The sequence below is a fragment of the Pseudophaeobacter flagellatus genome (genome assembly GCF_021228235.1).
In the GTDB taxonomy this organism is placed as follows: domain Bacteria; phylum Pseudomonadota; class Alphaproteobacteria; order Rhodobacterales; family Rhodobacteraceae; genus Pseudophaeobacter; species Pseudophaeobacter flagellatus.
The window spans coordinates 214,808-237,751 of record NZ_JAJQRG010000002.1 but is presented as its reverse complement, the minus strand read 5'-3'; the positions used below and the strand labels follow the sequence as shown (position 1 = coordinate 237,751).

Here is a 22,944-nt window from a genome sequence, read left to right as displayed (position 1 = left end):
CGTTGACGATAGCGGCCCGTAGTCCCGCCTAGCGCACCACAAATTCCGCGTGCAGCGCACCGGCGGCCTTCAGGCTCTTGAGGATGTCGATCATATCGCGAGGCGATACGCCCAGCGCATTCAGGCCAGCCACCACCTCTGACAGCGAGGTGGTTTCGCGCACCTCAGCCAGTTGTATGCCTTCTTCCTCGTCAATGGTGGCATTGGTGCGCGGTACCACAACGGTTTCGCCATCAGAGAAGGGGCTTGGCTGCGACACCAGGGGGGCCTCTTCGATCCGCAGGGTCAGATTGCCCTGGGCCACGGCCACCCGCGAGATCCGCACATCGCTGCCCATCACAATGGTACCGGAGCGTTGATCCACCACCACGCGCGCCTTGCGCTGGGGTTCCACCAGCAGGTTCTCCAGCCGACCCAACGCATGGGCGGTAGAGCGCGCATTGGTGCGTTTGATGTCAATCTCAACCGTGCCGGAATCGCGCATCAGCGCAACGCCGCGCCCAAATTCGTCGTTCACCACCTGTTCGATCCGCCCGGCGGTGGTGAAATCGGGTTCCCGCAGGGCCAGACGCATGGTCGACAGCGAAGACAGATCAAAGCCGATTTCGCGCTCAACCCGCGCCCCCGATGGAATACCACCCGAGGTAGGCACGCCCTGGGTCACGGTGGCACCATCACCTTCGGCGACGGCACCACCGGCCAGGATATTCCCCTGAGCCACCGCATAGATCTGCCCATCCGCAGCATTCAGCGGCGTCATGATCAGGGTACCGCCCAGCAGGCTCTTGGAATCGCCAATGGCGGAAACCGTGACATCCACGGTGCCACCCACCCGCGCAAACGGCGGCAGGGTTGCGGTGACAAAGACCGCCGCCACATTCTTCGGCCGGAACTGCTCGCCGGTCACATTTACCCCAAGACGTTCCAGGATATTGCTCATGATTTCCTCGGTGAAGGGCGAGTTCCGCAACCCGTCCCCGGTGCCGTTCAGACCGACCACCAGGCCATAGCCCACCAGGTCATTGCCGCGCACCCCGTCAAATTCGACAAGGTCCTTCAGGCGAATTGCATTGGCCTGGGCCAGGGTCGGCAACAGCAGGCAGGCGATCAAAAGGCGAAGGAATTTCATCATTACATATGCTTCACAAGGCTGAGCTGGGCACTGCGCGCGGTCACAGTATAAAGAACTTCCAGCTGCGTTTCGGTCGACTTCAACTTGGCGGAGGTCTCATATTGATCCACCAGGACGATCTCGTTGAAGGCCAGGCTCAGCGCGGTTTTGCTGGCTTGATTTCGGGTACTAACCCGCTCAAGCTGCGCTTCCATAAAGCCGATATCAGCCTGCACGTTGATCAGGCGATCAGTACTGTCGGACAGCTCGCCCCCGCCTTTGCGTGCCAGATCCTTCTGGGCACCCACCGACAGGCCAAGCGCCGGTTCATCCAGCAGGGCAATGATGGCAAAGCTCTGCAAGGTGCTTTTGAGCTCAGGATCGTCGGCGCGCAAATTAAGCGAGACCTTTTCTCCGTCGCCCACCTCTACCGGAGAGAGAGAGGTGGTAGAGCCATTGTACATGGCGGCGTCAAACCCGGCTGAATCAGCAAACCAATCTTTCACCGCCAGGATGATGTCATCCGCATTTGTCAGGCCGGCAACTTCGCCTACCAGTGCCGTCATCAGGGTATCTTTGCTGTTAAGCGGCGAGGTCCCGGTCGCCGTGCCGGCAAACAGGCTGCGCCCACCGGCCCAGCCATTAAAGGAACTGATCGCAACTTCCAGCTGCCGCTCTGCCTCTAGGGCAAAACGCGCCGCATCGTTACCCGTCATGGTGGCCGAGACAGAAAACACGTCATCACGCATTTTCTGAGTACTTTCCTGAACCCGCGACAGGTTGTCCTGAATACTCAATGCAAACAGCTTGGTTTCATCCGTCGCAACCATCTGACTGGAGATCCGGTTCAGGTTGTTCTCAATATCTGCCAGGTAAGAAAAATCGCCACCCAGCTCTGCGGTCAGGTTGGTTTTCTTACCCGTCGAGACTTCACGCGACAGGGTTGCAAGATCCAGCTTCAGCTCTGCGTTACGATTGCGCAGAAAACTATGTGTGGTCAGGTCGCCATAAGATTTATAGATCATGAATTAGATCCTCAAAAGAGATTGCATCATCTCATCGATCGCCGAAAGCATCTTGGCGTTCGCCGCATAGGCGTTTTCGATAAGCATCATATTTTGCAGTTCGGCGTCCGAATCCACCCCGAGGGCCAACTCGGCCTTGGCCATCTCGGTATAGCTGGTCGCGGCATAGCTCATGATGTTGTTGGCACCGTCCGTATCACGGGCAAATCGCGACATAAGAGAGGCGGTAAGCGTGTTCATATCTGCCGAGATATTGCCCAGCTTGGTGGTAGAGATGGTGCGGTTTTCAGCCAGGGCATCGGAATATCCGATCAACTGGCTAGCATCGCCCGGATCACCCTGCGTTGCGGCATATAGGCCATCGCGAAAGCGCCAGGTTTCTGCCTGGCCATCCATCGCCACCAGATCATTCAGTTCAAGCCGGGCCGCGATACCAACGGTATCGGCGGCATCAAAGGCGCCACCACCATCCGTGAAAATCCCCGCATCGGTCAGGCCGATTGTGGCATCCAACGCCGGATCCTGAAACCGTTCAATCAGATCGCGGGCCACCGCGTCCAGATCATTCTGGGCCTCAACAGCAGCATTATCGCGGATTTCAAACTGCGCAATCAAGGTGCCGCCGCGCAGTTCTCCACTGGCAGAGGTATCCATCGCCCGGCCATTGATTTCTAGCCCTGACAGCAACCCATTATCCTGGGTCATGTGCGGTTCGATATTGCGTTTGGCGTCAAAGCTCAGCTCGGCTGCCTTGCCATCCAGCAGGGCAACACCACCAACGGAATAGAGCGCAACCCGACCCTGCCCCCGCTGTACGACATTGACGGGAATCGCCTGATTCACCTTGTCGATCAACAGATCACGCTGATCTTCCATGGCAGAGGTTGTCGCGCCCGCAGCCTGCGAGACCACGATGCGGGCGTTCAGCTTTTCAAGCTCTTTCAACTGATTGTTGAGATTATCGACCTGCACATCAATGGATGTTTCGGCGGCAACCCGTTGTTTGTTCAACCCCTGCGCGGCAGTGGTAATCGACTGGATCACCAGATCCGCTTTTACCGACAGGTCATGCAGACGTTCCACCGAATCTGGCCGCGACGTTGCCTGTACCAGAGCCGAGTCAAAATTCGACATCTGTGCCGCAATCGAGGTGCCATCATCAACGATGCCAACATAATCCGACATGCGTGCATAAAAATTGGCATAGACCTCAGACTTTCCATATTCCGCCTCGGCTTTGCGGGCTGAAGATTGCAATGCAGGGTCGATATTGCGCTCAACATCGCCAATCCTCACCCCTCCCGTATACTGGCCAGAGGAGAGGTTCAGTTTCTGAGAAGAGTAGCCGGGCGTCAGCGCATTTGCCAGGTTCTCTGAGGTCACTTGGGACAGCCGCGCATTGGCGGTCAGCCCGGTCATCGCGGAGTTAAGCGCACTTGTGATAGACATTTCCGGCCACTCTTTCTAAGTCGGGATCAAGATATCAGCGGTGTTTACCGCTTGATGTTGGTGGTTTCCTGAAGCATCTCATCGACGGTCTGGATCACTTTGGCGTTGGACGAATAGGCCCGCTGCGTCTTGATCATATCTGTCAGTTCAGTGGCCACATCGGTTGCCGATTCTTCACGGGCGTTGGATGCGATATCGCCGGTTGGACCATCCCCCGCATCCCACAGGAAGTAGGATCCGCTATCCGACGAGGGCAGATAGGTCTGATTGTCCATCGACTTCAGCCCGTTCAGGTTGGGCACATCCACCAGCGGAATCTTGTAGATCACGCGGCTGGCACCGGAATCGTAGTTGGCGCGCACATAGCCCTGCGGATCAACCTCGACGCCAACCATGGTGCCCACTTCAGAGCCATCCTTGGTCACTGTCGCCGGGGCAAATGTATCGGACAACTGGGTCAGGCCTTCGCTTTCACCAATCATACCAACCGAGATTTCCACCGGTCCGCCATCAACGCTGACCACGACGCTGCCTGTGGTCGGGTCATAAGCCCCGCCAGAGATCGCTGTCACCGAGGCAAGCGAACCGCCTGCGGTCCGGCTGTCATTGAAGGTCACGGTATATTCCCCGATCACCGCACCGCCAGAGGCGCTGTCGGTAATCTGCATGGTCCATTCATTCGACGACCCCGTGGCAGGCACGGTTGGCGTGTATGAAATCCCCAACGTCTGCGAGCTGCCCAGGTTGTCATAATATTCAACCGTCATATTGCGCACGGTTCCGGCGCTGCCAGCTTCGGTGTCGGTGGCAGGCAGATTGACGCCAAGGCCAACTGCTGTTGTCGGCTCACCTGTCAGCTGGTTCATGTTGTACTGCACGGGCTCAAGGCCTTCGGCGGTATCACGCGGCCCATCAGACACGGTGCCATCCGGGTTGGCAGGCCAGCCCAGAAGAACCAGACCTGAATTGGTGGTCAGGTAGCCTTCCTCATTGGTGCGAAACGACCCGGTTGTAGTCATCATCATGGTCGGCGAACCGTTGTTACCCTGCACCTCTGTCAAAGAGGCAACCGGCAACATGCCACGGCCACTGACCGCCAGATCGGTTGCGTTATTGGTCCCCACCAGAGGGCCACGCTGGTCAATCAGACGCATATTGCTGGCAGAAACACCGCCCGCAGTATAGCGCCCACCGGAGGTACCAATCACCATGGATTGGAAATCGGTCTGCACCCGTTTGTAGCCACTGGTAGAAGAGTTTGCGATATTGTCCGAAATTGCGGCCAAGGAACTCGCGTTTGCGCTCAATCCGGATACACCGGCATTCAGGGCGGAAGAAATGGTCATGTTGCGCCTTTCTGCTGCAATAAGTCGATCGTTCTTGCAGCAACAGCTAGCGCATCAGCACTTAACGGGCGGCTAACAGATAAAATGCAATTTATCCGCCGCCGCCCTAGGGTAGTGTTTGTTGGGGTATTAGTCGCGCAAAAGGATGATTTCCACCCGGTTATTGCGCACCGACATCGGATTCCTGACCGCCAGCGTGCGATCTGCATGCCCGGTAACTCGGTGGATTCGGCTCGATTTCAGCCCCCCCGAATCGAGCAGCGTGCGGGCGGCATTGGCACGGGCATAGGACATTTCCCAGACAGGGTTCTGTGCTAGGACAACCGGATGCGACTGCACATGGCCACTGATCGCGATATTATTGGTCACACTGCCGCTGATCCGCGCGACCATGCGCACCAGATCCCTAAACAGCGGCGTCGGCTCTGCTCCATCTCCGACAAAAAGCGGAACATCTTCGGTTTCAAACAGCTCGATTATCAAGCCTTCGTCGGTGACCTGCGTGATAATGTGGCGCGACATCTCGACCGAAACCATGCTCTCGCCGCCGCGGCCCTGAAGCTGCTCTTCGATGGCACGGTACTTGCTGTCTTCCTCGGCCTTTTCGGCATCGTTGACGCCGGTTTCGCCCTGCGCCTTTTGCGCATCCATCGGATTGATGTCTGTCGCGCCAGTGCCGGACTGCGGCTGGATGTCTTCGGTGAACATACTATCGCCCTGGAAGGCCCCATTGCCGCCGCCCGAAATTCGGCTTAGCGGGACAGAGGGCGAAAAGTAATCCGCCAACCCTTTACGTTGTTTTTCAGTTGTTGCGTTCAACAGCCACATCAACAAGAAGAACGCCATCATGGCTGTTACAAAGTCGGCATAGGCCACCTTCCAGGCGCCCCCATGGTGGCCACCGCCACCGCTGACTTTTTTCCTCTTGATGATAATAGGCGCCATTCCATCTTTTGCGCTCATATCCACCACCACTAATTTTCACCCATCACAGGGATAGCAGCAGGGGCGTTAACTGGTCCCTAACAATTAAACTTGCCGGCAGTTAAGCTTTATCAATGGAAGGTTGCAGCCTCAGTGGACCTGCGCCCCTACCTGAGACAGGCAGAGGCACAGTGTCTGATCATCTAGCTGTCAAGCAGCAGGGTGCCATAGGTCTCGCGCAGCTTGTTCTTCAGCACCTTGCCAGTACCGCCCAACGGCAGTTCCCCCACAAAGACCACCCGATCCGGGATTTGCCAGCTGGCAACGCGGCCCTCGTAATAGGCCAGAAGCTCGGCTTCGGTCAGATCCTCTTCCGCCTTTATGGCAACCAACACCGGACGTTCATCCCATTTGGGGTGCTGGGCCGCAATTGCGGCGGCCTGGGCCACCTTGGGGTGCGACATGGCGATGTCTTCCAGTTCCACGGTCGAGATCCATTCGCCGCCGGATTTGATGATATCCTTAGAGCGGTCGCGGATGATCATATAGCCATCCGAATCGATGGTGGCGACATCGCCGGTGTCAAACCAGCCATCCATTGTCAGGGCGCTGCTGTCCTGGCCAAAGTAGGTGTCGACGATCCAATGACCGCGAATCTGCAGCTCGCCCTGGGTTGTCCCATCAGTGGGCAGCAGGTTGCCTGCCTCATCGACGATGCGCAGTTCAACCCCATAGGGCGGACGGCCCTGGCCTTCGCGGATCGCGCCCTTTTCGGTTTCGGACAGATCCTGATGTTTTTGCAGCAGGTTGTTCAGCGTTCCCAGAGGGCTGGTTTCGGTCATGCCCCAGGCGTGAATCAGCTCTACCCCATATTTGTCACGGAAGGCCGGGATCATCACGGTCGGCAGGGCTGATCCGCCGACAACGGTCCGGGTCAGGCTTTCGGCCTTGCTGCCGGTCTTTTCCAGGGCCTGCAAAAGCCCCATCCAGATGGTTGGCACGCCCAGCGCCAGGGTAACCTTTTCGCCATCGATCAGCCGCACCAGGCTTTCGCCATCCAACTTTGGCCCTGGCAGCACCAGTTTGGCACCAACAGCTGCCGCGATATAGGGCACGCCCCAGGCATTGACGTGGAACATCGGCACCACCGCCATGACGGTATCGCGGGCCGAAATCGCCAGCCCATCGGGCTGGTTGCCACCAAGCGAGTGCAGCACCGTGGTACGATGCGTATATTGCACACCCTTGGGATTGCCCGTGGTACCAGAAGTATAGCACAGACTGGACGGCATGTTTTCGTCCAGCTCGGGCCAGCTGTAATCATCCCCTTCAGCAGCAATCAGTTCGTCATAAAACAGGATACCCGGCACGGTCTTTGCTGCGGCCTCGTCGCGGGGGCCCATCAGAACGATATGTTTCAGCGTTGTCAGATGCTCTTTCAGCTGGCCAACAGCCGCGACAAAGGTCGCATCAATGAACAGGACCTGATCGGCCGCGTGATTGATGATATAGATCAGCTGCTCTGGCTTGAGCCGTGGGTTGATCGTGTGGCAGATCATGCCAGCCCCGGAGACGCCAAAATAGATTTCCAGATGGCGGCGGTTGTTCCATGCAATAGTGCCACAGCGTTCGCCCTGCGCCACACCCAGACGCGCCAGCACCGCCGCCAGTTTGCGGGCATTGCTTTCCACTTCGCCCCAATTGGAATGCACCACCTCGCCCGTGGTCTCGACCGAGGTCACCGTGGTATCGCTGTGGTAACGGCCCGCATGTTCAACCAAAGAGCTGATCGTCAGCGGTTTGTGCATCATCTTGCCAAGCATCTTGCCTGCCTCCTCAAATATTCCCTGCAGCCAAAGCTGCGCTGCCGCGGATCAAATCCGCAGCCTTTTCCGCAATCATGATAGTGGGCGCGTTGGTATTGCCGCCAATCAGCCGAGGCATGACCGAAGCATCCACCACGCGCAGCCCCTCCATGCCGCGCACCTTCAATTCCGGATCCACCACGGCCATGTCGTCCTGGCCCATTTTGCAGGTCCCCACCGGATGGTAAATAGTATCCGAGCGCGCCCGGATATGCTGCTCCAACGCTGCGTCATCCGGCTCTTCTTTGATAAAAAGCTCTTTATGGATATAACCGGCCAGCGGCGGGGTCTGCATGATCTCGCGGGTCATCTGGACCCCCTTGATCAGGGTTGCCAGATCATCAGGATCCGACAGAAACTGCGGATCAATCCGTGGCGGTGCCAGCGGATCACCTGAAGTCAGCCCAACCGCGCCACGCGATTTTGGCCGCAGCACACAGACATGGCAGCTAAAGCCATGCCCCATATGAAGTTTTCTGGCATGATCATCGACAATAGAGATGACAAAATGCAGCTGGATATCAGGCCGCTCCAGATCTTCTTCGGTCTTCAGAAAGGCCGCCCCTTCAGCAAAGGGAGTGGCAATCATCCCGCGCCCGGTTTTGCGCCAGTTGGCAATATGTTTCAGCAGCGACAGGCTACCAGGAAGCGAGATGCCAAAATTGTCGCGATCCTTGGATTTATAAGCCAGGGTGAAATCAAGATGGTCCTGCAGGTTTTGCCCAACGCCCGGCAACTCGTGCAGCAGTTTGATGCCATGGGGTTCGATGTCTTCGGGCCGTCCCACGCCCGACAACTGCAACAGCTGTGGCGAGTTGAACGCGCCACCACAAAGCACAACCTCGCGCCGCGCTGTGACCTGTTTGTCCTGCCCGCCCTGTCGGTAAGCCACGCCAGTGGCGCGCTTGCCATCAAACAGAACCTTGGTCGCCTGCGCCTTGGTCAGCACTGTTAGATTGCTGCGATCCATCACCGGATGCAAATAGGCCGCGGCCGCCGAGCAGCGCTCTCCCGCCTTATCGGCGCTGTGAAACTGGGTAACCTGATATTCGCCGATACCGGTATTGTCGCCAGTGTTGAAATCCGCCACCTCTCGGATTTGCCGCGCCTGCCCCGCCGCAACAAAGGCGCGGGTGATGGGCCGCGGAGAGAGCTGATCGCTGACCTGTAGCGGACCCGCTTCGCCATGCATGGCATCGCCACCACGGGCGTTGTTTTCAGAGCGCTTGAAATAGGGCAGCACCGCATTCCAGTTCCAGCCCTGACAGCCTAGATCGGCCCATTCGTCATAGTCCTTGGCGTGGCCGCGCACATAGAGCATAGCATTGATGGCGCTGGATCCGCCCAGGGCCTTGCCGCGCGGCTGATAGCCCCTGCGCCCGTTCAGCCCCGGTTGCGGTACGGTTTCAAAGGCCCAATTGTTGATTTTGGGCTTGCCTGGCAACATAGCGACCACCGCTGCCGGAGCGCGCACCAGAATGCCATCGCCCTTGCCGCCTGCCTCGATCAGGCAAACCGATATATCGCTGTCTTCGCTCAGTCGTGCCGCCAAGGTCGATCCCGCAGATCCACCTCCGACGATGACATAGTCAAATTGCATGGCCTGTCCTCCCTCTGGCTAGCTGGCCTACACAACACAAGCCCGCAGGCCCGAAACTGTACAGGTTTACACCGCGTCACACAGAGGGAAGACCGCCAAACGGCGTAGCCTGGGAATGCTAGCGCAGGGCGGCCCGCGTCTCTGCATCATCTGCAGGCAGCTGTTCAGAATCGCCCGCAATATTGGCATCTTCTTCTGCCTCTGCCCTAGGTGTTTCGATATCGTCTACCGGGTCCAGATCCTGCACCACCACCGCATCAGAGGGGAAAGTGCCGGTGATCAGCGGCAGCATCTGCGCCCCAGAAACACTGACCAATTCCGGCGTTTCCGGCCGCTGCCAGCTGAGGGTATCAAAGCTGGTGCAATGCTCGCACACAGGGGCCCAATCGGCATGGATATGGTTGCAATTGCTGCACAGCCACTGCGGACCACGCGGCGCATTCAACGCCCGCGCCAGCCAGGCCTGGGTCACCGCATTGTCAGCGCCTTCGCCCTTTTCAATTGCTGCCATCAAGGTCAGCGCACGGGCATCGGGGCTGCGTTCAACCAGATCACCCAGCACCCGGCGGGCTTCGGGGTAGTCCTCGGCGACGATATGCAATTCTGCCATTACCAGCCGGGTTTCATCATCCTGCGGTTTCATCCGCGCCAGCTGCTCGAACCGTTTTACCCGCTGCTGTGCAGTTTCATCCGGTTCGATCTGGGCAAAGACATGGGCCAAATCGGGATGCGGTTGCGCCTCCCAAGCTTTTTTCAATACCTTGATGGCATTGCGCTTTTTACCCTGATCCAGATAGGCACGGGCCGCCATGGCTGCGGCCGGCACCAGATCCGGCGAGAGCCGGTTTGCCTCGATCGCCTGTTCGCGCTGTTCCAGACTTGCGGTTTCATCCACAATAGCCCGCGAGGCCGAGAGGGCCAGCACCGCATCGCGGCGCTTGAAGACATCGCGCGGCAGAGTACCGGTTTTCAGCTTGGTCGACAGGGTCTTGCGTGCCCCGGCCCAGTCTTCGGCCTGTGCCTGCAACTGCAGCAATACATCCTGCACCTCGACATGTTTGGGACGCAGCGCCAGTGCCTTTTCGGCCAGCTGCCGGGCGGTATCCTTATCACCCTCTGACAGTTTTTGTTTCATGATGCCACGTACCCCGACAAAGCGGGTGGACTGATTGGCAAGCAGCCGCTTATAGGCCTCGCCGGCGATCTTGGTCTCGCCCGCCATCTCGGCCGCCTGGGCGCTTAGCAGATCGGTGAGTTCCGGTTTCTGCAGATAGCGCGAGGCCTTTGCTGCCTTGGTCATCGCCAGGCGTCCCTCGCCAGAGGCCAGCGCCATCATACCATCGGACAGCGCCTGAAAGCCCTTTTCTTCACGGCTCTTGTCGAAATACCGCGAAATCGCCGTTTCATCGCCGTTGAGGAATTTCAGCGTTGCGATCAGCAGCCGCAGCAGTTTCAGGAAAAGCCATACCCCAACAAACAAAACACCCAGCGCCATGACAGATTGCAGCGCCCCAAGGGTATATTCCACCCCGGCGACGGTAATCTGCACGCCGCCTGCGGTTTCCATCAGGATCCCGGCGCCAAAGGCAAGCAAGGCGACAAGGGCAACAAAAACGAGAATTTTCAACAATGACCAGAGCATGTCAGCTTCCTTATTTGGCGTTCAGGCTTTGGGCCATTTGATCCACAGCAGCCAGGGCTGCCAGACGGGTTTGCGCTGCGGCCTGCCAATCGTCAAAGGCAGCCTGGGCGGCTTCGGGCAGGGTTGCAAGCTCCTCTCGTGCCGCCGCGATCTGGCCAGACTGCACCGCAGCTTCGGCCCGCGACAGAATGGCATCCGCGTCATCGCCATCACGCGGAGTAACGGAACGGGCGCCAAGGTGGCGGTTGATATAGGCCATCATCCCGCCGCTGCCTTTGGTTTCTTGCCGCGCCAGGGCAAGGGCCTCACGAGCAAGCGGGGCAAAGCTGGCCTGCAATCCCTGAAGCGACGTCACGCCCGTTTCGGCACTGGCCAGCAGCTCTGCCGGAACCTCGACCTGCTGCGCCTGCAGATCTGCCACCGCCGCGCCATAGGCCGTGCCGGCCTGCAAGGCGCCGTTTATCCGGGCTAGCGCGGTCTGCGCCGCAGCTATTCGGGCGGCCTCTATCCCCGCTTCTTCCTTCATGCGGGCCTCAGCCAGCATCTCTTCAACCTCAGAGCGCTGAGCCGCCAGACTGTCCTGCAGTTTGCCCAGCTCTGCCTCAAAGGCGGCAACCGCCTCGGGCGAGGCCGCATCAGACAGCGGGCGCATCTCCAGCGTCTCAATCCGGGTCGCCATGCTTGCAAGCGCCGCGTCCAGATCACCCTGGGAACCCGCGCCGGAACCCGCCGCCTCTATCTCGGACTCGGCGGCGCGAAGGCTGGCCTCAACATCCGTCAGGCGCTGCGCCAAATCAGCAACTTCAGGCTGGTTTTGATCGCTTTGCTCTGCCTGAAGAGCGGCAATCTGATCTTGCAACTTGGCCTGTACGGCCTGCACCGCCATCACATCAGCGGCGCTGCCGCCCTGCAGGCTGGGTGGCAGCACCTCGTTCAGCAGCCCGCCCTGGCCAACCACAAAGCCCAAAACAGAGGCAACTGCACCGCCCAGCAGCGCGGCACCAAAACCACCGCGTTTTTCGATAATCTGTGCAGGCACCGACTGCGGATCTGACGCGGGTGTCGGTATCTCATCCGCCAATGCAACCGCATCCGGTGCTTCAGTCTCAGTCTCAGTCTCAGTCTCAGTCTCAGTCTCAGTCTCAGTCTCAGTCTCAGTCTCAGTCTCAGTCTCAGTCTCAGTCTCAGTCTCAGTCTCAGTCTCAGTCTCAGTCTCAGTCTCAGAAGAGATCACCTCTTCCGCAGCCTCAAGATCAACCGTTTCGGCGGGGGGCTGATCGTCATTCCGAACTTCGGGCGCCGCAGGCTCCGGTTTATCCGTCGCTTGTTCGCTGGCCTTCTGCGGATCAGAGTCCGGCGTTTCAACCTCCGGCTTGGTCACATTGTCGGCAGTCTTTTTGTTAGCCACGCCGGCCTCCCTCGATTCTAAAATCACCCAAACGCACCGGGATTTCTGCGATCCTACTGCGCAGAATCCCCACCCTCAAGCCGCGTCAGGCGAACTGCGGCATCACGGACCATATCAGCCATACTGGCCGCATCTGGTTTCTTACTGACCTGCAAGCCCTTGTATTTCAAGCCCTGCAACTCTGCGGCAACGGCCTGGCTTATTGCAATCAAAGACAAATTCGCTGCGTCAAGACCCAGGCTGGCGAAATGCCGCGCAGTACGTGGTGAAAAAAGCGGCACGATTACATCGCTTTGCGCCCCGATCTGTTGCCGGGCCGCGTCCCCCAGCGGCAAAAGCTGCTGTTCATAGACCACCTGGCCCCGGCAGGGCAGGCCAGCTGCGCTTAGCCGGGCCGCGATATCACCGCGGGTATGGCGGCCATGCAGATGCAGCAGCGGGCTGGCGGGCCGCATCTTGATCAATTGCGCCACCAGTTCTGCGCCGTTGGTGCCGCAGCACTGCGCCTGCCAGCCCGCCGCCTGCGCCGCCTGGGTGGTGCGCTGCCCTACGCAATAGGCGGGAATCTCACCCGCGGCGGTGACTGCTGCGACCCCATTGGCAGAGGTGAAGATCACCCCGCCATAATCGGCACATGAAACCTCACCCTCCAGCCACTGCACCTGCATCAGCGGCGCATTGATCAGCGCCAACTCTGCGCGCAGCGGCGCTGGCAGCTCTGCGACAAACCGGGCCGCCGCCGCTTTGGGGCGGGTCATCAACAAGGCCACCTGGCGCGGCGATGGGTCGCTGGCAGTGTCCATGCCTGTTGCTCCTGGGATTGTTTGCATGTCGCATAGGTGCTAGCTCCACCAGCAATTCGATGCAACGGGTAGAGCATGACACAAAGCCTGACACTCTTGGGGCTGGAAAGCAGCTGTGACGATACCGCCGCCGCCGTGGTGCGGCAGGAACCGGGCCAGCGGGCCGAGGTTCTGTCCTCTATTGTCTTTGGCCAAACCGAGCTGCACAGCGCCTTTGGTGGGGTGGTGCCGGAAATTGCCGCCCGCGCCCATGCGGAAAAGCTGGACCACTGCGTCCGCGATGCGCTGCAGGCTGCCAATGTCACCCTACGCGATCTGGACGCGATTGCGGTCACCGCCGGGCCGGGGCTGATTGGCGGGGTGATGTCGGGGGTGATGTGCGCCAAGGGCATTGCCGCTGCCACTGGCCTGCCGCTGGTTGGCGTCAACCACCTGGCCGGTCATGCGCTGACCCCACGGCTGACCGATGATCTGGCCTATCCCTATCTGATGCTCCTGGTCTCTGGCGGGCATTGCCAATATCTGATCGCGCGGGGCCCGGAAGATTTCACCCGGCTCGGCGGTACCATTGACGATGCCCCCGGCGAAGCCTTTGACAAGACCGCGCGCCTGCTGGGCCTGCCGCAACCCGGCGGTCCCTCGGTGCAGAAAGAGGCGGAAACCGGCGATCCCAAGCGGTTTCGCTTTCCCCGCCCACTGATCAACCGAGATGATTGCGACCTTTCCTTTTCGGGATTGAAGACCGCCCTGATGCGGATGCGCGACCAGATCGTCGCCGAAAAATCAGGTCTGACACAGCAGGACCGGGCCGATCTTTGTGCCGGGTTTCAGGCTGCAGTTGCCGATGTGCTGGCCTCTAAAACGCGCCGCGCACTGGCGATTTACATGCAGGACGCCCCCAGTTCCCCAGCCCTGGCCGTTGCTGGTGGTGTCGCAGCAAATACCGCCATTCGCGCCGCATTAGAGACGGTTTGTGCCTCGAACAACACCCGTTTCATAGCACCGCCGCTAGCCCTGTGCACCGATAATGCGGCGATGATCGCCTATGCCGGCCTAGAGCGGTTTCGCGCAGGCGCGCGCGACGGCATGGATCTGACTGCCCGCCCCCGCTGGCCACTGGATCAGACCAGCCCCGCCATGCTGGGATCGGGCCGCAAAGGGGCAAAGGCATGAGCATTTCTGTTCTGGGTGCCGGGGCCTTTGGCACCGCGCTGGCCATTTCACTGGCCAAGGAAACACCCGTCACCCTCTGGGCGCGCGATCCGGCGCATGTGGCGCAGATGCAGGCTGAACGCTGCAACGCGGCGCGCCTGCCCGATGTGCCGCTGCCAGCGGGGCTGATCCTGACGGATGATATTGCCAGCGCCGCAAAATCAGAGGTGCTTCTGCTGGCGGTGCCCATGCAAAAACTGCGCGCCGTTCTGACCACCTATCAGGCCGAGTTGGCTGATAAGGTGCTGGTGGCCTGCTGCAAAGGGGTTGAGCTGAAAACCGGCCTTGGCCCCGTGAAGGTGATCGCCGAGACCCTGCCCAAGGCCCGGCCTGCGCTGCTGACTGGCCCCAGTTTTGCCGCCGATATTGCCCGCGGATTGCCTACGGCGCTGACCTTGGCCTGCGCCGATGCTGCACTTTGCCATCGCTTGCAGGAACAGCTGACCACCGCCAACCTGCGGCTCTACCGCACCACCGACACCAGCGGGGCCGAACTGGGCGGGGCCCTGAAAAATGTTATCGCCATCGCCTGCGGTGCAGTGATTGGGGCTGGCCTTGGCGATAGCGCCCGCGCGGCGCTGATGACGCGCGGCTATGCCGAGATGCAGCGCATGGCCCTGGCCTGTGGTGCCCGGCCTGAAACCCTGGCTGGCCTGTCCGGGTTTGGCGACCTGACCCTGACCTGCAGCTCTGCCCTGTCACGCAATTATCAGCTTGGGCTGGCGATTGGCCGGGGCGAGGGGTTTGACCCCAATATCACCGTCGAAGGTGCCGCCACCGCCCGCGCCACCGCAGCCAAGGCCACCACCATGGGGCTGGATATGCCCCTGACAGAAACCGTAGTCGGGCTACTGAATGGTGACTTGACGATTGCCAGCGCCAGCGCTCAACTGCTGGCACGCCCTTTGAAAGAGGAATAACATGCTGATTGCCCTGATCGCCCGCGACAAACCGGATCACCTACAGACCCGCGTCGACAACCGCGCCGCCCATCTGACCTATATCGAAGAAACTGGCGCTGTTGCTCAGGCCGGGCCGCTGCTGGATCAGAACGGCGATATGGCCGGATCGCTGGTCATTCTGGATGTAGAAGACATGGCGACAGCCGAAGCCTGGGCTGCAGCAGACCCCTATAAACTGGCTGGCCTGTTTGAATCGGTAGAGCTGATCACCTGGAAGAAAGTCATCGGCTGATGCGGTATTGGCTGTTCAAATCGGAACCTTCAACCTGGGGCTGGCCGGATCAAGTCGCCAAGGGTGATGCGGGCGAAGAATGGGACGGCGTGCGCAACTATCAGGCGCGCAATTACATGCGAGAGATGACCCTGGGGGACCGGGGGTTTTTCTATCATTCGCAAAAGGAACGGGCGGTGGTCGGCATTGTCGAAATCTGCGCCGAAGCACATCCTGACAGCACCACAGATGATGAACGCTGGGACTGTGTTGATATCAAGGCCGTGCGCCGCTTTGAACGGCCGGTGACGCTGCAGCAGATCAAATCCGATCCGCTGCTGGCAGAGATGCCGCTGGTCAAAAGCCCGCGCCTGTCGGTGCAGCCGGTCAGTGCAGAACAATGGCAGGTGATCTGCGCAATGGGACAAACCGATCCAGAGTGATCCGGGGGCGCGTTGTCCAGGGTCTAATCCAGGCCCCATCCAGGCCTGATTCAGATCTGCTGTAGCGTGCTGAAATGGGAGGAACGTCTTGGAACTTTTGAATGTAATCATCGCAGCCCTTGCCGGCTTTGCGCTGGGGGCTGTCTATTACGGGATCCTGGCAGAGCCCTGGATGGTGGCCGCCGGGATACGACGTGGCACCGACGGCAAACCCGAAGGCGGCCCAAAACCACTGATCTATGTGCTGAGCTTCTGCCTGCAACTGGTTGTGGCAGGCATGATGCGCCATGTTTTCACCCTGTCAGGCATCTCTGGCGCAGGCGCTGGTCTGGTGGCTGGTCTGGGTGTTGGCTTATTCTTTATCAGCCCCTGGATTGCACTGAACAATCTCTTTGGCGGACGTCCTGCCAAACTCACGCTGATTGATGGTGGCTATGCCAGCCTGGCCTGCGCCACCATTGGCCTGGTGCTAACGTTATTCTGAAGCGCCGCGCCCAGCCCCGGAGACGATCCTGCTGACGGTGCTACAGGCCAAAGGAGGGATCAGACATAAAAAAAGGGAAGACCCTACAGGATAGTAGGATCTTCCCTTTCACCCCGCGTGCTCCACAGTCCACCACACGCGTATGAAAATTCCGTCCTAGCCATCCTGGCTGGTATAATCTTTATAGCTTACTTTGGGTTGTGCTGGCAAACTCTATGCACAGACAATTCCATTCAAATGAAAAACACCCGGCACGCCTGCCGAGTGTTTCTGGTCTTGTGTCGCGCCCTACATGGCTGGCGCAGAGCCACAAATCCACAAAGAGTGGGGCTTAGCCGTAGACGGCTTCTTTGCCGAAATGCTTGGTCAGCATGTAATAGACAACTGCGCGATACTTGTTGCGCTCGGATTTTCCGTAGATATCTACAACCTTAGTGATTGCCTCCATCAGTTCTGGACCATCCGCCAGGCCAAGTTTCTTGACCAGGAAGTTTTCCTTGACGGTTTCCAGTTCACTGTCCTGGGTGGCCGCCACGGTAGAGGAATCGGCATTATAGATCGCCGGACCGCAGCCAATGGTCACCTTGGTCAGCAGATCCATATCTGGTTCCATGCCGCATTTGTTTTTCAGATCATCAGCATATTGCGCGATCAAATCATCACGTTTTCCCAAAATCTTTTCTCCCTTCTGGGTTGGATCTTATTCAGGATCCTTCCGGCTGTATCGTTGCCACCTATAGTTTAGAGGCAGATACACACAGAGCAACTGGGAATTTTGGCGTTCAGAGCTCACGCTTCGGCCATTCGCCGCTACAAGACCAATGCCCCCCTTTGGAAAGCTAGGTCAGCATAAGGCGCGCCGATCCCGCCAACAAAAAATCCTCCGCAAGATACTATCTTGCGGAGGATTTAAGGGTATCACAACCTGTAGGTTACGCAGTTAGTAGCGATAGTGCTCTGGCTTGAAGGGGCCTTCCGGGGTCACACCGATATAGGCGGCCTGCTCTAGGCTTAGGCTCGACAGTTTGACGCCAATCCGATCAAGGTGCAGACGGGCGACTTTTTCATCCAGATGCTTGGGCAGGATGTAGACTTCGTTCTTGTACTCATCGCCGCGCAGCCACAGCTCGATCTGAGCCAGAACCTGGTTGGTAAAGGAGGCCGACATCACAAAAGACGGATGCCCGGTGGCATTGCCAAGGTTCAAGAGACGTCCTTCAGACAGCAGGATCAGACGGTTACCCGAGGGCATCTCGATCATGTCGACCTGTTCTTTGATGTTGGTCCACTTGTGGTTCTTCAGGCTTGCCACCTGAATTTCATTGTCAAAGTGACCGATGTTGCCAACGATCGCCATATCCTTCATCTCGCGCATGTGCTCGATGCGGATCACATCCTTGTTGCCAGTGGTGGTGATAAAGATATCGGCGCTATCGACGACATCCTCCAGACGCACCACTTCAAAGCCATCCATCGCGGCCTGCAGGGCGCAGATCGGGTCAACTTCGGTAACTTTGACGCGGGCACCAGCACCGGACAGGGACGCAGCAGAGCCTTTGCCCACATCACCATAGCCACAGACAACGGCAACCTTGCCAGCCATCATGGTGTCAGTGGCGCGGCGAATCCCGTCGACCAGAGATTCCTTGCAGCCGTATTTGTTGTCGAACTTCGACTTGGTGACCGAATCGTTCACGTTGATCGCAGGGAAAGGCAGCTGGCCGTTTTTCTGCAGCTCATACAGGCGGTGCACGCCAGTGGTGGTTTCTTCCGAAACCCCCAGGATCGCCTCGCGGGTTTTGGTGAACCAGCCGGGGCTTGCCGCCATACGCTTTTTGATCTGGGCAAAGATGGCTTCTTCTTCTTCCGAAGTTGGCACCTCGATCAGATCGGTTTCGCCGGCCTCAACGCGGGCGCCAAGCAGCACATAAAGCGTAGCATCGCCGCCATCATCAAGGATCAGATTGGCACCCTCGGGGAACATGAAGGAACGGTCGAGATAATCCCAATGTTCAACCAGCGTCTGGCCTTTGATGGCAAAGACGGGTGTACCACCTGCAGCGATGGCCGCAGCCGCGTGATCCTGGGTTGAAAAAATGTTGCAAGAGGCCCAGCGCACATCTGCGCCCAGCGCCACCAGCGTTTCGATAAGCACCGCAGTCTGAATGGTCATATGCAGCGAGCCAACGATGCGAGACCCTGCCAGCGGTTTGCTATCACCATATTCAGCGCGCAGCGCCATCAGGCCTGGCATTTCGGTCTCGGCGATATCCAATTCCTTGCGGCCAAATTCAGCCAACGCAATGTCTTTTACAATATAATCCTCGGCCATGGTCCGCTCCGTTCTGGTTACGAGTTCTCTTGGCAGCAGGAGGTAACACCGCAATGGTTTACAAGCAACGAAGATAGCAGCGGTGATGCAATGCCGGATCCATTACCGGAAAACCCACCATCAGCTTGGCACTCCGGGCTCGGAACCCGACTTTGTCACTTTGAAATAATTCTGACCGGAGGCGACGATACAACTGATACCCGAAGGATAGGTCACCAGCACGGTAAAGGTCCCGCTATCGGCGGAACTCCAGATCTCGATCATCGTATCAAAAGGCTGGGAATTCTGCAGACCGGCCGATGATAGGCTTTCGGAAAAGGAGGCTTGCAATTGTTGCACCAGTCCTTCGCGCGGCGCACAGCTTGCGGCCAAGGCAGGCGGTGCCATTGCAGACATGCCAAAGACCAGCGCGGATGAGAAGAGACGTTTAAACATGATAAGCTCCTATTTTGTTGAGGTTTCTCTCAGCACTAGGGGCGCATTATCCGGGCGGATAACGCCCCTGTCATGGTATACAATTTAGGTGTTAAACTGGAATTTTCAATCTCACGGCGGATCACCTTCGCGTCGTAGCCCCTGCCGCTGACCTGTCAAACACCCGCACAATTGTCGGCAAAAATCCGGCTTTGCTGCGCTTCGCGGTTTACCTTTGGGCCACCAAACAGATAGGCAGAGAAGGTCTGCTAACCACCGGAATTTCGCCCGATGCCCCCTAAACCCGCCCGCGCCTGGCAACGTATGCTCTCTGGTCGTCGTCTGGACCTGCTGGACCCCACGCCGATGGATATCGAGATAAGCGATATCGCGCATGGCCTGGCCTTTGTGGCGCGCTGGAACGGTCAGACGCAGGGGGATTTTGCCTATTCCGTCGCCGAACATTCGCTGCTGGTGGAAGAACTGTTTTCGCGCATGCATCCCAACGCGCTGGTGAAATGGCAGCTGGCGGCGCTGCTGCATGATGCGCCGGAATATGTCATCGGCGATATGATCTCGCCGGTGAAGGCAGCGGTAGGGTCAGGCTATGGCGAATTGGACCAGCGGCTGACCTCGGCCATTCACATCAAATTTGGCCTACCGGCCCAGCTGCCCAAAACCATCAAGGCGCAGATCAAACGGGCCGACAAAATCAGCGCCTGGATGGAGGCGGTGCAGATTGCCGGCTTTTCCGAGACCGAGGCCAACAAGCTGTTTGGCCGCCCCAGAACCGAGGTGATCGCCGGACTGGCCATTGACCTGCGCCCACCGCTACAGGTGCGCCAGTCCTTTATCGCCCGCCATGCAGATTTGCTGGCCCGCCTTTAGGCCTAGGCTGCCTCACCGCGCTTTTTCTGGGGCTTCGCCTCGACAAAGCCCGCCTGCCCGCCCAGACCTTTGTCCTGCAGGATCTGGTTGCGCTCTGCCTCTGTCAGAATGGTCCAGCCCGTGGTCTTCGAGATAAAGCCAAGCCGCGCCAAGGTTTCGCCAATGACCTGGTGATCCAGTTCACCAAAGCTCAGCCGACTGGATTTTTGCTTGGCCTGGGGCACCCATTCCGCCCGCAGACCGCCAATCACCACCGGGGCGCGGTTGCAAAAGCTTTCGACATGCTGCGCCAGCAAGTTATTGGCGCCAGAGCTACGCCGCAGGATCATCGCCACCTCTTGGTCGGCCCGACCCACCATGGCAAACAGATGCAGCGCCGATCCATCGGCAGCGATCACTTTACGCGCTGCCTTGTAGCGCGCAACCTGTACCGCCAGGCTGTGCTCCTGCGGGTGAAAAATTTCATAGCCTTCGGCCTCTAGCAGGGTTTCCAGCCGTTCTTCGCCCAGCAGACCGCCCTTGCCCAGGCCCAGTTTGGAACGCGAGATATAGAGTTTTTCCGCACCCTCGGCCGCGACATCGCAGGCAAAGCGGCTGTGGACCGCCTGGCGGAATTTTCCCGTACCTCGTGTAATTTTCCCCAGGCCAAACCCCTGCCCCGGCACCACCAGTTCTTCCACATAGGTCGGGCGAGTCGCAACGTGGATAGGCAGATTGCTGCCAAACAGCGACAGGTATTCCCGCTGGTAACCACGCACCACATCGCCGACCTTGGGCCGTTTGGGGATGAACAAAATGCCACGAATATCCTCTTCCACCCGCGACAAAGCCCAGAGCCGCGAAGAGCTTTCGACCAAGAAATGGCCAAAATGTGCCCAAAGCACCCCACCCCAAAGCCAGCGGCCCTGCAGGGATTTGCGAACCTTCCTAGGGCGTTCTGGTGCGATAGTGATGGGGCGGTATTTGCGCCAGAGCGCCGCCTCGGGGCAATAGCTGCCATCGCTGTACAGTACCCCGGCGGGCTGTACCAAGGCGCTGATCTTCGGCGGCACCACACAGGCATCGGCCAAGATATGCATGTCTTCGGACCAGCCGCCACTTGGCAGGGGCTGCAAGGCCGGGTCGGTGATTTCTGGCTGAGATGACGTTTGTGACATCCCGCAGCCCCTAACGCGGGCTGCGTTTGGCCAAGATGCGCTGCAGCGTCCGGCGATGCATGTTCAACCGGCGCGCGGTCTCGGATACATTGCGATCACAGAGCTCATAGATACGCTGGATATGTTCCCAGCGCACGCGATCTGCGCTCATCGGGTTTTCAGGTGGCGGCGGCATTTCGTCATCACCGCTGAGCAGCGCATTCATGATATCTGCCGCATCTGCCGGTTTTGACAGATAATCCGTTGCGCCGATCTTGACCGCTGCAACCGCAGTGGCAATGGCGCCATAGCCAGTCAGCACCACCACCCGGCTGTCGGGGCGCTTTTCGCGCAGGACTTCGACCACATCCAGGCCATTGCCATCTTCGAGGCGGAGATCCACCACCGCAAAGGCCGGCGGGCGGGCGGTTGCGATGGCACATCCACCGGCAACCGAATCGGCAGTTTCCACTTCAAAGCCGCGTTTTTCCATGGCCTTGGCAAGACGCCGCAGGAAGGGTTCATCATCATCAACCAGCAAAAGCGTCTTGTCTGGCCCAATTTCCTGCAGTGCGTTTTCGGTCATGCCCGGTTCTCCGCCAATTCTGCGCAAAGGCTACGCAGATTATTGAAGGCGATACTAGCGACCCCGCCAGCAAGGTCAAACAGCCTAGGTGCGGAACCCGGTCAGTCTGGCATTGCTGGTTTGAAAGATATCTGGCCTGACAACATATAACGCGATAGGAAAAATGGTTATATTTCTATGCATTACACAGCAGTCAGGCCGTTTATCCGCCAATTCCACAGGACGTAGAATCCGCCTCATCTCAGGGATTTTCTGCGCTTGAAAAGTGACCTGCTCTTCTCTGCGCCCAGGAAACCCCTGATGTTTTTTTGGATTTTTCGCCAGAGATGCCGGATGACCGGGTCCAGCGCCTGGACTATTTTACATATTCTCGACGTAGCAGCTAACCTTGTCGGCGACCTGCTCGGGCGTTTCATCGCGGCGGAAGAAATCCACAAAACCGATCTCGGGCAGCACCAGATAGGCAAAGGTCGAATGATCGACCAGGTAATAATCTTCATCGCCGGGCTGGCGTTTGAAATAGGTCTTATAGGCCCGGCTGGCCGCTTTTACCTGTTCAAGGGATCCGGTCAGTGCAATCATCTTTTCATGCATATTTTCGGCGTAGTCTCCCATCACTTCGGGGGTGTCGCGCTCAGGATCAATCGAGACAAAAACCGGAGTGGTGCTGATGCCACGTTCCGCCAGCAGATCGACGGCATCGGCGTTGCGAGTCACGTCCAACGGGCAGACATCAGGGCAGAAGGTATAACCAAAGTACAGGATCGACGGTTCAGTAAAGACATCGCGGTCAGTTACCAGCTCTCCCTTTGCATTGATCAACTCGAAGGGGCCGCCAATCGTATCGCCACCGCTGGCAATGGTACTGCCGCCGCACTGGGCGAATTTATCTTCCCCGCTGCTGCGGGTGAAGAACCATGTGCCGCCGGCCAGGACAGCGATAAAAAGGACGGCAAGAAGCGAATAGAGACGGGTCATGTGATCACACTTTATGTTGCAGGAGGAGAGTTGATCGTTTCTGCCGCCAGACCTATCAAGAAACACAGGCAATGCAACTACGCCAAAACATCACAGCTGTGCGAGGCCGACCCCGGTTTGCGCAG

Annotated in this window: 22 protein-coding genes; 6 read left to right on the top strand and 16 right to left on the bottom strand. The window is 58.5% G+C overall.

Features of this window, described 5'->3' with window-relative positions; translation table 11 throughout:
- Window positions 1-28 precede the first annotated feature (28 nt).
- The 10 genes from LRK71_RS04635 to LRK71_RS04590 form a co-directional block, all read right to left on the bottom strand.
- Window positions 29-1,132 carry a flagellar basal body P-ring protein FlgI gene (locus LRK71_RS04635; protein ID WP_232401450.1) on the bottom strand — a complete coding sequence of 368 codons (1,104 nt, stop codon included), beginning with the start codon at window positions 1,130-1,132 and terminating at the stop codon, window positions 29-31.
- Window positions 1,132-2,136 (bottom strand): flagellin, encoded by a 1,005-nt coding sequence (locus LRK71_RS04630; RefSeq protein WP_232401448.1) that lies wholly within the window; start codon window positions 2,134-2,136, stop codon window positions 1,132-1,134. The genes LRK71_RS04635 and LRK71_RS04630 overlap by 1 nt, the downstream gene beginning before the upstream one ends.
- 3 nt (window positions 2,137-2,139) lie before the next feature.
- Complete coding sequence (gene flgK, locus LRK71_RS04625; RefSeq protein ID WP_232401446.1) at window positions 2,140-3,585, bottom strand: flagellar hook-associated protein FlgK; 1,446 nt, start codon at window positions 3,583-3,585, stop codon at window positions 2,140-2,142.
- 44 nt (window positions 3,586-3,629) lie between these two features.
- A complete protein-coding gene (locus LRK71_RS04620; protein WP_232401444.1) occupies window positions 3,630-4,931 on the bottom strand; it encodes a flagellar hook protein FlgE in 1,302 nt (433 codons plus the stop codon).
- A gap of 129 nt (window positions 4,932-5,060) precedes the next feature.
- Complete coding sequence (locus tag LRK71_RS04615; RefSeq protein WP_232401442.1) at window positions 5,061-5,894, bottom strand: flagellar motor protein MotB; 834 nt, start codon at window positions 5,892-5,894, stop codon at window positions 5,061-5,063.
- Window positions 5,895-6,058: 164 nt separating this feature from the next.
- Window positions 6,059-7,678: a long-chain-fatty-acid--CoA ligase gene (locus tag LRK71_RS04610; RefSeq protein ID WP_232401440.1), complete on the bottom strand. Its 1,620-nt coding sequence runs from the start codon at window positions 7,676-7,678 to the stop codon at window positions 6,059-6,061.
- Between the two features lie 13 nt (window positions 7,679-7,691).
- Window positions 7,692-9,320 carry a GMC family oxidoreductase gene (locus LRK71_RS04605; protein WP_232401439.1) on the bottom strand — a complete coding sequence of 543 codons (1,629 nt, stop codon included), beginning with the start codon at window positions 9,318-9,320 and terminating at the stop codon, window positions 7,692-7,694.
- Window positions 9,321-9,438: 118 nt separating this feature from the next.
- Complete coding sequence (locus tag LRK71_RS04600; RefSeq protein WP_232401437.1) at window positions 9,439-10,962, bottom strand: heme biosynthesis protein HemY; 1,524 nt, start codon at window positions 10,960-10,962, stop codon at window positions 9,439-9,441.
- A 10-nt stretch (window positions 10,963-10,972) separates the two neighbouring features.
- A complete protein-coding gene (locus LRK71_RS04595; RefSeq protein WP_232401435.1) occupies window positions 10,973-12,370 on the bottom strand; it encodes a COG4223 family protein in 1,398 nt (465 codons plus the stop codon).
- A gap of 53 nt (window positions 12,371-12,423) precedes the next feature.
- Window positions 12,424-13,173 (bottom strand): uroporphyrinogen-III synthase, encoded by a 750-nt coding sequence (locus tag LRK71_RS04590; protein WP_232401433.1) that lies wholly within the window; start codon window positions 13,171-13,173, stop codon window positions 12,424-12,426.
- Window positions 13,174-13,248: 75 nt separating this feature from the next.
- Between LRK71_RS04590 and tsaD the strand changes: the two genes are divergently transcribed.
- From tsaD to LRK71_RS04565, 5 genes are all read left to right on the top strand, one after another.
- Window positions 13,249-14,346, top strand: coding sequence for a tRNA (adenosine(37)-N6)-threonylcarbamoyltransferase complex transferase subunit TsaD (gene tsaD / locus LRK71_RS04585; RefSeq protein WP_232401432.1), 1,098 nt, complete (start codon window positions 13,249-13,251; stop codon window positions 14,344-14,346).
- Window positions 14,343-15,305, top strand: a complete 963-nt coding sequence (locus tag LRK71_RS04580; protein ID WP_232401431.1) for an NAD(P)H-dependent glycerol-3-phosphate dehydrogenase — start codon at window positions 14,343-14,345, stop codon at window positions 15,303-15,305. The genes tsaD and LRK71_RS04580 overlap by 4 nt, the downstream gene beginning before the upstream one ends.
- A 1-nt stretch (window position 15,306) precedes the next feature.
- Window positions 15,307-15,579, top strand: a complete 273-nt coding sequence (locus LRK71_RS04575; RefSeq protein WP_232401430.1) for a YciI family protein — start codon at window positions 15,307-15,309, stop codon at window positions 15,577-15,579.
- Window positions 15,579-16,001: an EVE domain-containing protein gene (locus LRK71_RS04570; protein WP_232401429.1), complete on the top strand. Its 423-nt coding sequence runs from the start codon at window positions 15,579-15,581 to the stop codon at window positions 15,999-16,001. Before LRK71_RS04575 ends, LRK71_RS04570 begins: the two co-directional genes overlap by 1 nt.
- Window positions 16,002-16,089: 88 nt before the next feature.
- A complete protein-coding gene (locus LRK71_RS04565) occupies window positions 16,090-16,485 on the top strand; it encodes a DUF1761 domain-containing protein (protein ID WP_232401428.1) in 396 nt (131 codons plus the stop codon).
- Between the two features lie 331 nt (window positions 16,486-16,816).
- On the opposite strand, the gene LRK71_RS04560 is transcribed toward LRK71_RS04565, so the two are convergent.
- The 3 genes from LRK71_RS04560 to LRK71_RS04550 all read right to left on the bottom strand — a co-directional run bounded on the left by LRK71_RS04560 (window position 16,817) and on the right by LRK71_RS04550 (window position 19,252).
- The gene (locus tag LRK71_RS04560) at window positions 16,817-17,158 is read right to left on the bottom strand and encodes a DUF2853 family protein (RefSeq protein ID WP_232401427.1); all 342 of its coding nucleotides are present in this window, start codon (window positions 17,156-17,158) and stop codon (window positions 16,817-16,819) included.
- A gap of 267 nt (window positions 17,159-17,425) precedes the next feature.
- A complete protein-coding gene (gene ahcY, locus LRK71_RS04555) occupies window positions 17,426-18,817 on the bottom strand; it encodes an adenosylhomocysteinase (protein WP_232401426.1) in 1,392 nt (463 codons plus the stop codon).
- A gap of 120 nt (window positions 18,818-18,937) precedes the next feature.
- Window positions 18,938-19,252 carry a hypothetical protein gene (locus tag LRK71_RS04550; protein ID WP_232401425.1) on the bottom strand — a complete coding sequence of 105 codons (315 nt, stop codon included), beginning with the start codon at window positions 19,250-19,252 and terminating at the stop codon, window positions 18,938-18,940.
- A 270-nt stretch (window positions 19,253-19,522) separates the two neighbouring features.
- Between LRK71_RS04550 and LRK71_RS04545 the strand changes: the two genes are divergently transcribed.
- Window positions 19,523-20,119 (top strand): HD family hydrolase, encoded by a 597-nt coding sequence (locus LRK71_RS04545; RefSeq protein ID WP_232401424.1) that lies wholly within the window; start codon window positions 19,523-19,525, stop codon window positions 20,117-20,119.
- A gap of 2 nt (window positions 20,120-20,121) precedes the next feature.
- On the opposite strand, the gene LRK71_RS04540 is transcribed toward LRK71_RS04545, so the two are convergent.
- The 3 genes from LRK71_RS04540 to LRK71_RS04530 form a co-directional block, all read right to left on the bottom strand.
- Window positions 20,122-21,276: a glycosyltransferase family 61 protein gene (locus LRK71_RS04540; RefSeq protein WP_232401423.1), complete on the bottom strand. Its 1,155-nt coding sequence runs from the start codon at window positions 21,274-21,276 to the stop codon at window positions 20,122-20,124.
- Between the two features lie 10 nt (window positions 21,277-21,286).
- On the bottom strand, window positions 21,287-21,841 hold the full coding sequence (locus tag LRK71_RS04535; protein WP_232401421.1) for an ActR/PrrA/RegA family redox response regulator transcription factor: 555 nt from the start codon (window positions 21,839-21,841) through the stop codon (window positions 21,287-21,289).
- A gap of 360 nt (window positions 21,842-22,201) precedes the next feature.
- Window positions 22,202-22,819 (bottom strand): SCO family protein, encoded by a 618-nt coding sequence (locus LRK71_RS04530; RefSeq protein ID WP_232401419.1) that lies wholly within the window; start codon window positions 22,817-22,819, stop codon window positions 22,202-22,204.
- Between the last annotated feature and the right edge of the window lie 125 nt (window positions 22,820-22,944).